Source organism: Streptomyces cavernicola, assembly GCF_029968035.1.
Classification (GTDB): domain Bacteria; phylum Actinomycetota; class Actinomycetes; order Streptomycetales; family Streptomycetaceae; genus Streptomyces; species Streptomyces cavernicola.
In genome coordinates this window covers 1-13,313 of record NZ_JASCIQ010000042.1, presented here as the reverse complement: position 1 = coordinate 13,313, position 13,313 = coordinate 1, and the positions used below count along the sequence as shown (strand labels likewise).

The 13,313-nt window shown below is 68.9% G+C and carries 12 protein-coding genes; 10 read left to right on the top strand and 2 right to left on the bottom strand.

What is annotated here, in order from left to right:
* Positions 1-173: 173 nt before the first annotated feature.
* From QIS96_RS30755 to QIS96_RS30715, 9 genes are all read left to right on the top strand, one after another.
* The gene (locus QIS96_RS30755; RefSeq protein WP_282546094.1) at positions 174-638 is read left to right on the top strand and encodes a nuclear transport factor 2 family protein; all 465 of its coding nucleotides are present in this window, start codon (positions 174-176) and stop codon (positions 636-638) included.
* A 144-nt stretch (positions 639-782) separates the two neighbouring features.
* Positions 783-1,493, top strand: a complete 711-nt coding sequence (locus tag QIS96_RS30750) for a class I SAM-dependent DNA methyltransferase (RefSeq protein WP_282546093.1) — start codon at positions 783-785, stop codon at positions 1,491-1,493.
* Between the two features lie 22 nt (positions 1,494-1,515).
* Positions 1,516-1,914: a PPOX class F420-dependent oxidoreductase gene (locus tag QIS96_RS30745; protein ID WP_282546092.1), complete on the top strand. Its 399-nt coding sequence runs from the start codon at positions 1,516-1,518 to the stop codon at positions 1,912-1,914.
* 49 nt (positions 1,915-1,963) lie between these two features.
* Positions 1,964-3,022, top strand: a complete 1,059-nt coding sequence (locus QIS96_RS30740) for an LLM class flavin-dependent oxidoreductase (RefSeq protein ID WP_282546091.1) — start codon at positions 1,964-1,966, stop codon at positions 3,020-3,022.
* A gap of 190 nt (positions 3,023-3,212) precedes the next feature.
* Entirely contained in the window at positions 3,213-4,250 is a 1,038-nt protein-coding gene (locus QIS96_RS30735) for a hypothetical protein (protein ID WP_282546090.1), read from the top strand.
* Position 4,251: 1 nt separating this feature from the next.
* Positions 4,252-5,337: a hypothetical protein gene (locus QIS96_RS30730; protein WP_282546089.1), complete on the top strand. Its 1,086-nt coding sequence runs from the start codon at positions 4,252-4,254 to the stop codon at positions 5,335-5,337.
* A gap of 11 nt (positions 5,338-5,348) precedes the next feature.
* On the top strand, positions 5,349-6,860 hold the full coding sequence (locus QIS96_RS30725; protein ID WP_282546088.1) for an MDR family MFS transporter: 1,512 nt from the start codon (positions 5,349-5,351) through the stop codon (positions 6,858-6,860).
* Between the two features lie 84 nt (positions 6,861-6,944).
* Positions 6,945-8,123: a nucleotide disphospho-sugar-binding domain-containing protein gene (locus tag QIS96_RS30720; RefSeq protein ID WP_282546087.1), complete on the top strand. Its 1,179-nt coding sequence runs from the start codon at positions 6,945-6,947 to the stop codon at positions 8,121-8,123.
* Between the two features lie 88 nt (positions 8,124-8,211).
* The gene (locus QIS96_RS30715; RefSeq protein ID WP_282546086.1) at positions 8,212-9,045 is read left to right on the top strand and encodes an NmrA/HSCARG family protein; all 834 of its coding nucleotides are present in this window, start codon (positions 8,212-8,214) and stop codon (positions 9,043-9,045) included.
* An 88-nt stretch (positions 9,046-9,133) separates the two neighbouring features.
* On the opposite strand, the gene QIS96_RS30710 is transcribed toward QIS96_RS30715, so the two are convergent.
* Positions 9,134-10,453 carry an MFS transporter gene (locus tag QIS96_RS30710; RefSeq protein ID WP_349017426.1) on the bottom strand — a complete coding sequence of 440 codons (1,320 nt, stop codon included), beginning with the start codon at positions 10,451-10,453 and terminating at the stop codon, positions 9,134-9,136.
* A 337-nt stretch (positions 10,454-10,790) separates the two neighbouring features.
* Here QIS96_RS30710 and QIS96_RS30705 point away from each other — a divergent pair, with 337 nt between their 5' ends.
* Complete coding sequence (locus QIS96_RS30705; protein WP_282546085.1) at positions 10,791-11,360, top strand: transcriptional regulator; 570 nt, start codon at positions 10,791-10,793, stop codon at positions 11,358-11,360.
* Between the two features lie 23 nt (positions 11,361-11,383).
* Here QIS96_RS30705 and QIS96_RS30700 read toward each other — a convergent pair whose 3' ends face one another.
* Positions 11,384-12,514, bottom strand: coding sequence for a helix-turn-helix domain-containing protein (locus QIS96_RS30700; RefSeq protein WP_282546084.1), 1,131 nt, complete (start codon positions 12,512-12,514; stop codon positions 11,384-11,386).
* Between the last annotated feature and the right edge of the window lie 799 nt (positions 12,515-13,313).

Sequence of the window (13,313 nt, the reverse complement as noted above, 5' to 3'; positions counted from 1 at the left end):
GCCCCCGTGCCCGACACCGCATGACGTACCGCGCCATGACGTACCGCGTCAGCCGTACGTCCGTGCCCGTAGCCCCATGTCCGTACGCCCCTTGCCCGTACGCCCCGTGCCCAATCGCGCCGGCAGTCGCGGTGAGACATCTCGCGCTCCGGCCCGCACCAGAGAGGACCAGCATGACGACGACCGCTGCCCGCCCGGCCGAGGCGCCGTACGTCTCCGCGGAGCTCTACGCCGAGGTACAGGCCTTCTACGCCCGCCAGATGAGTCTCCTCGACGGCAGCGACATCGACCCGGTGGCGTGGTCGCAGACGTTCACCGAGGACGCCGTGTTCGGCACGAACATGCAGGAGGAGCCGGACGTCGGCCGAGCCGCCATCCTGGAGAGCCTCAACGGCGGTCTGAAGCACATCCACGGACAAGGACCGGTCGACTTCCGGCACTGGTTCGGCATGGTCGACGTCCAGGAGCAGCCGGACGGCAGCCTGCACACCCGCTACTACGCCCTGGCCATGGCCACTCCCCAGGGCGGCTCCCTGAAGATCCGCGGACACATGCTCTGCCGCGACGAGCTGGTGCGCCGAGACGGCCGCTGGCTGGTGAGCCGGCGTCACCTGGAAGCGGACGGCCTGCCCGCCTGAACACAGCGCCGGCAGCCGCCGCGAGACGTCGAACGGACGTCGAGCGCACTTCTAGGCGAGGTCCCGACGATAGGCCCTGCTCAGCACGGACCGGCCGCGGCGCAGCCCGCCCGGCGAACCGAACGCGACGAACTGGGATGGCTCATGTACGAGAACAACAGCGCCGCCGAAATGTACGACCTGCTCTACCAGGACAGGAAGGACTACCCGGCCGAAGCGCGCGAGGTGGCCGAGCTGATCCGACAGCGGAAGCCGGACGCCGACAGCCTGCTCGACGTGGCGTGCGGCACCGGCATCCACCTGGAGGCCTTCGCCGGACACTTCGGGCGGGTCGAGGGCGTGGACCTGTCCGAGCACATGCTTCAGGTGGCGGCCCAGCGGCTGCCCGGCACCGTGCTGCACCGCGGTGACATGCGGCAGTTCCGGCTGGACAACAGCTTCGACGCGATCGTGTGCATGTTCAGCTCCATCGGCTACCTGCGTACCGCCGACGACCTGAACGCCGCCCTCGCCACCTTCGCCCGGCACCTGAACCCCGGCGGCGTCCTGGTGATCGAGCCCTGGTACTTCCCGGAGACCTTCCTCGACAAGCACGTCTCCGGCCATGCCCTCACCCAGGGCGGGCGCACCATCACGCGCGTCTCGCACTCCACGCGGGTCGGCGACGTGGCCCGGATGGAACTCCACTACGTACTCGCCGACAGCGAGGGCGTGCAGCACCGCAGCGAGATCGACGAACTCACACTGTTCACCCCCGACCAGTACGAGGCGGCCTTCAGCCAGGCGGGCCTCAAGGTCGACTACGCCGAGCCCACCGGGCCGAGGCCCGGCTACTTCGTCGGCACCGCGGTCTGACACCCAGCACAGGGAGCGAGTAATGCCCTTCACCGAACTCGAACGTGCCTATCTGCGCGAGCAGCCGCTGGGCAGGCTCGCCACCGTCAGCCCCAAGGGGCAGGTGCAGAACCGTCCGGTCGCCTTCACGGTCAACACCAGGACCGGCACCATCGACATCGCCGGCCACACCATGGGCACCACCCAGAAGTTCCGCAACGTCACGGCCAACCCCCGGGTCAGCCTGGTGGTCGACGACATCCCCTCCACCGACCCGTGGCAGGTGCGCTGCGTGGAGATCCGCGGCCGCGCCGAGGCGATCTCCGGTCCCACGGGAAGCAACGACGCCATCATCCGGATCCACCCGACCCGGATCCTCACCCTCGGCCTCGACCCGGAGCACCCCAAGACGCAAGCCCGTGACGTGGCCGACGCCGCATGACACCGCCCGGCGCCGGGCCCCGGGAGCAGGAGCTGAAGGAGATACGCGCATGCATCTGTCGGTAATCGACCAGTCACCGGTGCCCGAAGGGTCCACCCCCGCCGAGGCGTTGGAGAACACCCTGGAATTGGCCACCCTCGCGGACCGGCTCGGCTATCACCGGTACTGGGTCGCCGAGCACCACGCCTCCCCGTTCCAGGCCGGACCGGCACCCGAGATCATGGTCGGCCAGATCCTGGCACGGACCACCGGCATCCGGGTCGGCTCCGGCGGCGTACTGCTGCCGTACTACAGCCCGTTCAAGGTGGCCGAGACCTTCCGGGTGCTGCACGCCCTCTACCCGGACCGTGTCGACCTGGGCCTGGGCCGTGCACATCTGTCCCGGGAACCCGCCGTACGCGCGCTGCGCCGGGACGCGGCCGACCCCACCGCCACGCACGACTTCCTGGACAAAGTCCAGGAGCTGCGGGCGTTCCTCGGCGGCGACGAATTCCCCGCGGGCCACACCTACGCCGGGCTGCGTCCCTCGCCCGAGACGCCCGGCCGCCCCGACCTGTGGGTTCTCGGCGCGAGCACGTCGAGCGCGGTGGCCACGGCGCGGCTCGGACTCCCGTACGCCTACGCGCACTTCCTCGGACCCGACCAGACCGTCGAAGCGGTACGCCGCTACCACGAGGAGTTCGTCGCGCACACCGCTCCGGGGGAGCCGGCCGGGAAGCCGCGCGCCATTCTCGGCATCGGCGTGTACTGCGCGGAGACGCAGGAGGAGGCCAACGCGCTGTTCTCCGGCCACCGGCTGTTCCGGCACCGCATGGAACGCGGCGTCATGGGACCGGTGCCCTCGCCGCGGCAGGCCATCGAGGAGCTGGGTGAGGACGTCGCGCTCGCCCCCGACCCCGGACCGGGCCACGAGGGCCACGACCCCTACGTCCGCAACGCCGTCGGCACGCCCGAGCAGGTCCACGCCCGCATCAGCGAACTGGCCGACACCCTCGGCGTCGACGAGGTGATCGTCATCAACTCGATCCACGACCACAAGGCGCGGATGCGCTGCTACGAGCTGCTCGCCGAAGTCTTCGGCCTGCAGCCGCGCGCCGCGCGCCGCTGACCGGAACACCCACCGCGCCCCTCCCCGTGCGCCCCCGACGCCCCACGTCGCCTGCGCCCCCACCGCGTGCCCCGGACGCCCATCGCGTCTCCGGCCCCCACCACGCGGCACCGACGCCCGCGCCACGGCGCACACCCGCACTGCAGGCCCCACGCCTGCGCCCAACTCCCTGCCCCATGAGAGGAACGACATGAAGACCCGATCTGCCCTGAGCATCGCGGCCATAGCCGTCGCGGCGGCCATGACCGCCGGTACGGCCACCGCCGCCACCGGTGCGGAGCAGACCGCAGGCACCGACCTCGGCGTGCTGCCCGGCGGCGACAACAGCCTCGCCTTCGACGTGAACGACGGCGGCCTGGTCGTCGGCTACTCCAACGCCAGCGCGGGCGGCCCGAACCGCGCCGTGCTCTGGGACGCCCAGGGCCGCGCCAAGGACTTCGGCGTGCTGCCCGGCGACAGCAACAGCGTCGCGTACACCGTCAACGACAAGGGCACCGCCCTCGTGGGCACGTCGTACAACAAGCACGGCGTCGACGAGCAGCCGGTGAAGTGGAACCGCTCCGGCGCCGTCACCGAACTGCCCCTGCCCGACGGAGCCACCACCTCCCGGGCGTACGCCGTCAACGACGACGGCACCGCCGTCGGCTTCGCGACCGGCGCCGACGGCGTGTACAAGGCCGTCAAGTGGAACGCGGACAACAAGCTGACCCTGCTCCCCGCGCTGCCGGGCGACAAGGCCTCGGGCGCCGCCTGGATCACCAACCGCGGCACGGTCGCCGGCTACTCCAAGGACGCGGCGGGCGTCAGCCGCGCAGTGACGTGGAACAGCGCCGGACAGGTCACCCCGCTCAACGCCCCCGAAGGCCACACCAACGCCCAGGCGATCTCGGCCAGCGACACCGGCATCGTCGTCGGCAACTCCTCCGCCGGCGGGACCTGGCACGCGCTGCGCTGGAGCCCGAACGGCGAGGTCACCGAGTTGAAGCCGCTGCCGGGCGACGCCTCGGCCAACGCGTTCGGCGTGAACGACGCGGGCACCGTGATCGGCTTCTCCGTCGACGCCGCCGGCAAGAAGAAGGCGGTCACCTGGAGCGCCGACGGCACGGTCACCCACCTGCCCGGCGGAGAGGGCGACTCCGGGGTCTACGGCATCAACGACGCCGGTGTGACGGCGGGCTTCACCAGCAAGGCCGACGGCAAGAACCGCTCGACCCTGTGGAAGGACTGACGTGAGAACCCACCCCATGGCCGACGGGCACACGCCCGCGCGCACGGAGGGCCGGGGCGGCCTAGCCCGCCGCGTGCTCACCGTCCTCGCGACCGGCGCGGTCCTGGCCGCCACTGCCACCGCCCCAGCCCACGCCGCGCCCACCGGCACCGTGCTGCCCGCCCTGCCCGGCGGCACATCCGGCACGGCCTTCGGGATCGACGACAACGGCGCGGTCGTGGGCCACGCCGGCACCGCCGCGGGGACCCGGCACGCGGTGCGCTGGAGCGCGGACGGCCGCCGGGTCGAGGACCTGGGCACCCTGCCCGGCGACACCGAGAGCACCGCGTACACCGGCCGCGAGGACGGCCTGACCGTCGGAACGTCCGTCGGGCCCGACAAGGTCGAGGACGCCGTCAAGTGGACCCGGTCCGGCGCCGTCCGGCTGCCCGGCCTGCCCGGCGCCACCGTGACCCGCGCCTACGGCGTCAACGAGAACGACGCCGCCGTCGGCATCTCCAGCACCCCGGACGGCGTGCACCGGCCGGTCAGATGGAGCCCGTCGGGCGAAGTCACCGCACTGACCACGCTGCCCGGCGACCCGGCCGGCGGCGTCGGCGGCATCAACGACCAAGGTGTGGCAGTCGGTTACTCGGGCACCCCCGGCGGCGTCCTCACATCCCTGCGGTGGGCCGCCGACGGCACACCCACCGAGCTCAGGCCACTGCCCGGGGACGACTCCAGCCACGCGAGCTGGATCAACAACAAGGGCGTCGCCGTGGGCCATTCGTACGTCGCCGGCGCCCAGCCGCTGATCCGCCCCCTGCGGTGGGACGCCGACGGCAACGCGACGGCCCTCGACCTGCTGCCGGGCGACACCGGCGGCTCCTCCTGGGGCATCAACGACGAGGGCTACAGCACGGGTTACACGTACACGCCGGGCGGCCGGACACACGCCGTGCGATGGGCCCCCGACGGCACCGTCACGAAGCTCGGCGACCTCACGCCCGGCGACAGCGACGGATACATGATCAACGCCCACGGGGACGTCGCCGGCTACACCACGTCCGACGACGGAGCCACGCTGCCCGCACTCTGGAAGGACTGAGGCAGGCTCCCATGCCCTCGACATCCGAAGCGCCGCCCCTGGGACGGCCGTTGATCGTGCTCGCCGGCGTCCAGATGGTCGGCTCGTTCGCCGCACTGCTCGACGCCACCATCGTCACCGTCGCCCTGGACGTCACCTCCCGGGAGTTCGGTGTCTCGGAGAGCGCGGTCGCCTGGGTCAGCACGGCCTATCTGCTGACCATGGCCCTGGTCACCCCCGTCGTGGGGTGGGCGATCGACCGCTTCGGTGCCCGACGCATGTGGATGTTCGCACTGACGGTCTTCCTGGCCGGCTCGGTACTGTGCGGCCTGGCCTGGTCGCTGGAGAGCCTGGTCGCCTTCCGCGTCCTCCAAGGCATCGGGGGCGGCCTCGTCCTGCCGCTGAACATGGCGATCCTCGCCCAGGCAGCGGGACCGGACCGGTTCGGCCGCATCATGAGCATGGTCGGCATCCCCGGCCAACTGGCCCCGATCCTCGGGCCCGTGCTCGGCGGCGTGATCGTCGGCGCACTCGGATGGCGTTGGATCTTCTTCGTCAACATCCCGCTGTGCCTGCTCGCGCTCGCCCTGTCCTGGCGGGTACTGCCCGCAGCGGTCCCCCCGGGCAAGGCACCCCTTGACCGAGTGGGCCTGGCCCTGCTGCCGCCCGGCCTGGTGCTGCTCGTGTACGGCTTCTCCCGCGTCGCCGACGCGGGAGAAGCCGTCGGCGCGGTCCCCGTACTGTGCCTGGTCGCCAGCGCGGCGCTGCTCATCGCGTTCGTCGTGCACGCGCTGCGCGCGCAGGCCCCCCTGATCGACCTGCGGCTGTTCGTCCACCGGACGTTCACCGCCTCCGCCGTGATGACCTTCCTCCACGGCATCGCGGTCTACGGACCCCTGCTCCTCCTGCCGCTGTTCTACGCCCGGGTCCGTGGCTACGAGGCGGACACCGTCGGCTGGCTGCTCGCACCCCAGGGCATCGGGTCGCTGATCGGCATCTCGGTGGCCGGGGCGCTGGCCGACCGGTACGGGCCCCGGCCCCTCGTCATCGGCAGCACCGTCCTCACCCTCGCCGGCACGCTGCCCTTCACCCAGCTCTCCTCGGACCCGCCGGTGGCGCTGCTCAGCGTTGCGCTCGTGGTGCGCGGATTCGGGGTCGGCCTGCTCGGGGTCGCCAACGCCACGGCCGCCTACCGGGACGTGCCGCAGGAGCGGATCTCCCGGGCGACCGGCACCATCAGCGTCGTCCAACGGATCGGCGCCTCGTCCGGCACCGCGGCCATCGCCCTCGTCCTCGGGCTACAGCTGGCGGACGTCTCGGCCACGAAAGCCGGCGAGGCGGAGGCCTACGGCAACACCTTCTGGTGGGCGGCGGGACTGACCCTCGTAGCCCTGATCCCGGCCGCCCTGCTGCCCCGCATCAGACCGGGCGCCGCCGAGCAACAGCCCGCCGACGACGACGGAGCAGAGGCGAACGGCAACGGCACGGACGCCGCGGACGCGGAACCGCAGCAACGGTCGGATTCCGGCCGCACCGCCTCGTGACCTTCTGGATCTTCTGGCTCAGTTCTCAAGGACGCGTCGAGAAGCGCCCGGCAGTCTCTGCGCCGGTAGCCGTCAACTCTCACGGTGTCTCATGGAAACGAGGTCGACGCGATGCGCGTGCTGTTCGCCGTCTCTCCGGGACTGGCCCATGTCTATCCGTCCCTGGGGCTCGCCTGGGCGTTCCGCGTCGCCGGCCACGATGTAGCCGTAGCCACTTCGGGAGTCTCCACGCAGGCCGCGGCGCACGCGGGTTTCGCGGTACGGGACGTATCACCCGGCGCCGACTTCGCCGCCGTCTTCCGCCGCAAGGGCTCCGCCGCGGACAAGGCGCGCGCCATGCGGGAGCTGGGTCTCGCCGTCGCCGAGAACCCACAGACGCCGGACACCATCCTGGAGAAGTTCTCCCGGGTCAGCGAGCTCATGCTGGACGGCACCCTGCGCTTCGCCGAGGCCTGGCAGCCGGACCTGATCGTGTACTCCCGGCTGCAGGGCGCGGCCCTGGTCGCCGCACGCGCCCTGGGCGTGCCCGCCGTCGACCACGGCTTCAGCTTCATGCGCGAGGGCGCGCTGCCCGGCCGCTACCTGCCGTATCTGACGTCCCTGTACGAACGCGTCGGCGTCCCGGCCGAGTTGCCCGCCATCACGTCCCTGTACTTCGCTCCCGAGCACATGATGCACGGCGAGGGCGAGGGCTGGACCATGCGGTCCGTGCCCTTCCAGGGCGGCGGCACCCTGCCCGACTGGATGGCCGAGCCCAAAACCCGGCCCCGCGTCTGCGTCACGCTCGGCACCACGGTGCCCCAGGTCAACGGCGTCGGCAGCGTGGAGAGCGTGCTGAAGGCGGCCACCGGCCTCGACGCGGAGTTCGTGCTGGCGCTCGGCGACGACCCGGACCTGGCCCCCCTCGGCACGCTGCCCGACAACGTGCGGGTCGTCGGCTTCACACCGCTCAGCACCCTGCTGACCACCTGCGACGCGATCATCCACCACGGCGGCGCGGGCACCACCCTGGCCTCCTCGCACGCCGGCATCCCCCAGCTGGCGATGCCGCACGGCGCCGACAACTGGCTGAACGCCGCCATGCTCGAACGGTGCGGACTCGGCCTGAACCGCGAACCGGCCGACGTGGACACGGAGTTGCTCAAGACCCTGCTCTACGACGACGGGCTGCGCGACTCCGTACGGGACGCGGCGAGCGTGCTGGCCCAGTCGCCGGGCCCCGGCGAGATCGTGCCGCGCCTGGTGAGGCTGGCGGAACACTGACCCGCCCCACCCCTGCGGGCCCCCGGCCTTGACCTCAACCCCACATGAGGTTCAAGACTCTTCTCAACAGCTATCAAGGAGTACCACGTTGAGTGAAAACAAGATCGTCCTCGTCCTCGGCGCCACCGGGAACCAGGGCGGCGCCACCGCCCGCGAACTGCTCTCCCGCGGCTGGACCGTGCACGCCCTGGTCCGCGACGCCGACAAGCCCGAGGCCCAGGAGCTCAAGGCCAAGGGCGCCGTGCTCGTGCAGGGCGACATGGACGACACCGAGTCCCTGCGCCGCGCCATGACCGGCGTGTACGGCGTCTACAGCGTGCAGCCGCTCGGCTGGGACCCGGAAGGCCTCGCCGCAGAGGTCCGCCAGGGCAAGGCCGTTGCCGACGCGGCCAAGGCGAGCGGCATCGCGCACCTGGTGTACAGCTCGGTGGGCGGAGCCGAACGCAACACCGGCATCGACCACTTCGAGACCAAGGCCGAGATCGAGCAGCACATCGCCGCACTCGGCATCCCGACCACCGTCCTGCGCCCGGTCTTCTTCATGAACAACTTCCTCGGCTACGCCGAGGCCGAGGGCGAGCGCGTGATGGAGCTGCCGGTCAAGCCGGACAAGCCGATCCAGCTGATCGCCTCCGACGACATCGGCCACTTCGCCGCAGACGCCTTCGACAACCCCGACGAGTTCATCGGCAAGCAGATCGAACTCGCCGGCGACGAGATCACGTTCACCGAGGTCGCCGCGGTCTACGAGCGCGTCACCGGCACCCCGAGCCGCCTCGAGCCGCAGCCCATCGACGACCGCATGTTCGAGTGGTTCGCCGAGGACGGCTACCAGGCGGACATCCCGCAGCTGCGCCGTCGGCACGCAGGCCTGATGACCCTGGAACAGTTCCTCACCCGCCGCCTCAAGCCGGCCTCCTGACCCAGGATCACTCCGGCAACAACGCAAGGGCAGGGGCAGGTCTCGTGTGGAGACCTGCCCCTGCCCTTCGCCAATGCCACGTTCGCCGTCAGGTGAGCTTCTCGGGGCGCAGGGGTGACTGGGGGATCTCCGCAAGGGCGGCGGGTTGTTTGCTGCGGGTGCGCTCGGCGGCGATGGCGGCCGCCGCGGCCACGCAGGACAGCAGGCCTCCGACGACGAGTCCCGCTCTGGCGCCGGTGAGATCGGTGAACACACCGACGAGGACCGCACCGATCGGGGTGGAGCCTTGGACGACCAAGGTGTAAAGGGCGAGGACGCGCCCCTTGTACTGGGGCGCGGTGCCCAGTTGAAGCCGATGGTTGGCGGCTTGAGCGAACCAGATGCTGGTGAAACCGGTCAGGGCGAGCAGCGCAAGGGCCGTGACGAACGAGGGCGCGTATCCGGCAGCTGTCTCCGCGGCGCCGAAGGCGAGCGCAGCGCCGGTGACCATACGAGCGCTGGGGCGCGAGCGGCGCGCTGTGGCGACCAGGGCTGCGGCCAGTGAACCGGCGGCCAGGGCAGAGGTGAGCCAGCCGAAGGCGGCCACATCGGAGCGGAACTCGGTCTTCGCCATCAAGGGCAGGGTGAGCTGGAAGTTCATCCCGAAGACACCGACAGCGCCCGCCAACGCCAGCACGACAACCAGATCCCGACGGCCCGCTGTGTAGCGCAACCCGTCGCGTACGCGACCCCGCTCGGCCGGCCGCGGAGCCCGGTGGATCTCCGCCGTGCGCATCAGCAGAAGCGCTGCCAGAGTTGCTGCGTAGCTCACGGAGTTGAGCAACATCACCGTCCCCGTACCGAGCCACGCGATGAGCGCACCGGCCAGCGCGGGACCCGCGACCCGGGCCACGTTGAAGTACGCGGCGCTGAGAGCCGAGGCATTGGGCAGGAGTTCCGAGCCCACGAGCTCGCCCACGAAGGCCATCCGGGCGGGCACTTCGACCGCGTTGACGACACCGAGGCCGAGCGCGAAGAGACAGATATGGGCGAGCTGCACCCGACCGGTGAGCGTGATCACGCCGAGACCGCAGGCGAGCAATGCCGAGGCAAGGTTGGCCACCACCAGCAGGGTCCGCTTGTCGTAACGGTCGGCGAGACGTCCGCCGTACAGAGTGAACAAGAGCAGCGGCGTGAACTGGAGGGCGGTGACCAGCCCCAGGGCGCGTGCGGAACCGTCGGTGATGGACAGTACGAGCCAGTCCTGAGCGACGACCATCATCCAGGTGCCGGCCACAGAGACGAGCTGACCCACCGTGAAGAGACGGAAGTTACGCACCCGCAGGGACCGGAACGTGCTCGACAGGAAGCGGGACATGTTCAGGCGATGGGCACGGGGATCGGGCTGCCGTTTGGTCATGTTGCGCATGCGGATCGCCGTAGCGAGTACACCTCCACTGAACTCCCCTGTGAAATAGGCCCGTTGGGATGCTTCTTTGCGCGGCGAAGACGTCGCTGAGGCCGAGGCTACTGTTGGCCGCACGCAGCCTCAACGCACCCCGGTTCAGACCCTGGCGAATCTCCGTCATGTCTCAAGCGGACCCGATGCCTGGGGACGGGGCGGCACGCCCAGACCCTTGTCCGCAGCGGACGTGAATGCCTGGGCGGAGGATTTCGGACTTCGCTGAGGACTCACTCCGGCGCATCTCCGACGGTCGGGTGTCGTTGCAGTGGAAGAAAGATCCACTGCAACGTGAGGGAGCCAAGTGCCGGACCGGACAAAGGACTTCGGCAAACACGGTGCTTCAGGAATCGAGGGCGGCGAAGCCGTGGCCCGTCAACTCGACCGCCTGGTCGACGGAATCGCCTCACCCATCACCACCAGGAGGGGTCTCCAGGCGCACCTGCGCTACCTCACGAGAACCCCGAGAGCGAAGGCAGCGGCCCGCGCGGCGGGCCTGACGGTTACCGATCGCACGCTGAAGGCCTGGCTGGCAGGAGAGCGCACACCCAACAAACGCAACCTGGAACGCATCGAGCAGGCCTACTGGACCGTCCGCCGCCAGAACGTCGCCCGCTACCTCCACAGACGACTCGAGTCACGCGGTGGCACCAGAGTCGAAATCCACCCCCTCAACCAGTCCCACGTCGACCGCCGCTACCAACGCATCCTGGAATTCCGCACGTTGAACATCCGTCAGTGGAAACACATCATCACGGCCTGGGCCGCCGGCGACCGACGAGCACTCCAGGATCTCTGGTGCGACGAGATCACCGCTCTCGGGTCGCAATGGGGACAGTACGAGTATGTGACGACGGTGGGGTTCGCGGCGTAAGGCCTTCGGCGGTGGATACCCGTCTAGCCGCCTTCGACTGTGCCTCCCGACCCACTGATCTCGTCGACCAGCATGCGGAGTGTCAACGAGTGCTTCTCTGGAGGTAGTGCGTCCATGGCTTGTCGGGCATGGGCAAAGCCACCGTGCTTGTCTCCGGAGCGGGCCATCATCAGGCCTCGGTGCAACTCCAAATGGGTTGCGAATCGGGGTAGTTCAGCTGGGAGCTCCGCGCGAGCCGCTTCCTGGGCCTCGACTGCGCCCTTCTCATCCCCGAGGCGGGCGAGCAACAGCGAACGGAACACGTTGAGTCGCCAGTAGGGGACGGCATAGTCGGAGGTCTGCTCGAATGACCCGGTCCGGTCGAACACCAGACGTCCCTGGGTGTCCAGATTCCTCGCCGTTTCCGCGTCTCCGCGCAGAGCAGCTGCATGGGCCTTGCCGTAAATGGCATTGAGAAGCCCCAGAGAGGGCTTTTTGGCTCCGATGGCCAGCGCCTGATCAGAGAGCACATCAGCAACTCCCAGAGCAGCTCCTTCGTACCCCAGCGCGATGGCAGCACGGCCGCGTACCCATACTCGGGCGGCGTCGTCCTGGGATTGGTCAGCGGACTTTGCTGCCATGCGGTACCAATGCACTGCCTTGGAACCGTCCGACCCTGGGAAAGTCTTCGCATAGAGGGTCATCAAACGACTTGCCACTGACCACAATTGAGGCTGGTCGAGCTGCTGTTGCACGGCAACCAATTCTCCGCTGATACGGCGCTGAATGTCAGCGGCCCCCAGCGACATGTACTCGGTTCCATACGTGGCTAGTTTGCCCTCCCAATCGCTTATCGTGGGACCGCCGTTGAGTCTCGCGGAGAATCCTTGTGACAGCAGATCTGAAGCCACGACTGGGGCTATGGACGCCCCAACAGCATCGGTCAGAAAGTTGCGGCGCTTCACATCGTCCTCAAGTACAGATAGGGGTACGTCTAGCACAGCAGACAAGCACCGAAGGTAGTAGGCCCCCGGTGTGACCTTGAAACGCTCCCAGCGACTGATGTACTCCCGATCAAGGTTGGTACCGAACGCCTTGTTGAGCTCTGAGGCCAAGCGTCCCTGAGACCAGCCGCGTGTCTTGCGCAGCTCCCTGATGAGTGTGCTTACGTCCATCCCTCCATGATGCCCCTACGCATGCCACTTGCCTTGCTCAAATGGGGAGTTGGCCCTGCGTTGCCCCTAGAGATGCCCCTACTGGGGAGCCTCGCTCTGATCGATCCTCAAGGTGGCGGCACCACCGGCAGGAAGAGGCAGTCGTGACAGCGTCAATGGAACCGACATATCAGTACGCATGCTATGCCCCAGAGGGGATGGCATGTCAGGAATGCGGAAACGAGATCGGTCGCTTTGACTTAGTTTATCGGTACGAGTCGGATCGTTCATCCGGAGCGCCTCTTCTGTCGTACAAGCACCCTTTTCCTTGTCCTACGACGCAAGTTGGGCGTACCGATTGACTTGCCGCAGACTGCATGTGAGGGGGAATGCTGAGTGGTGGTTGCAGAGCGAATAAATACCACTGCGGACAACGGAGTTGGCCGTCGGCCGGCCACGGATTGACCTGCCGCTTCGGGAGCCAAGCGAATAATCCGCTCCACCACGTAGTGGCGGAGCGTCGTGTTCCGGTGTTTGTAGGTGTTGGCTGGAATCCAGCCGAGGTTTCGCGATGGCACCTCAATGGAGGCAATCGGGCTGTACGGGGTGTGCGCCTCTATTCCATAATCTATCTGGTGCTCTTGTTTGACGCACACGACTCGGCAGGCGTGGCCTGCATCGATCCGCAAGGTCGACTTGATGGCGACCAGTTGACCTGGTTACTCAACTTCCGGCAATTCGAGGGAACTTCGCACCTTCGAGAGAGAGTCTGCAGCTCGCGCCAGAGCGCCCCTCATCTGAGTGGCTGTCGTTTAGGAGT

What these genes read in the sequence shown, in the direction of transcription:
- QIS96_RS30755 (WP_282546094.1), top strand. Translation starts at nt 174, where the DNA reads ATGACGACGACCGCTGCCCGCCCGGCCGAGGCGCCGTACGTCTCCGCG.
- QIS96_RS30750 (WP_282546093.1), top strand. Translation starts at nt 783, where the DNA reads ATGTACGAGAACAACAGCGCCGCCGAAATGTACGACCTGCTCTACCAG.
- QIS96_RS30745 (WP_282546092.1), top strand. Translation starts at nt 1,516, where the DNA reads ATGCCCTTCACCGAACTCGAACGTGCCTATCTGCGCGAGCAGCCGCTG.
- QIS96_RS30740 (WP_282546091.1), top strand. Translation starts at nt 1,964, where the DNA reads ATGCATCTGTCGGTAATCGACCAGTCACCGGTGCCCGAAGGGTCCACC.
- QIS96_RS30735 (WP_282546090.1), top strand. Translation starts at nt 3,213, where the DNA reads ATGAAGACCCGATCTGCCCTGAGCATCGCGGCCATAGCCGTCGCGGCG.
- QIS96_RS30725 (WP_282546088.1), top strand. Translation starts at nt 5,349, where the DNA reads ATGCCCTCGACATCCGAAGCGCCGCCCCTGGGACGGCCGTTGATCGTG.
- QIS96_RS30710 (WP_349017426.1), bottom strand. Translation starts at nt 10,453, where the DNA reads ATGCGCAACATGACCAAACGGCAGCCCGATCCCCGTGCCCATCGCCTG.
- QIS96_RS30700 (WP_282546084.1), bottom strand. Translation starts at nt 12,514, where the DNA reads ATGGACGTAAGCACACTCATCAGGGAGCTGCGCAAGACACGCGGCTGG.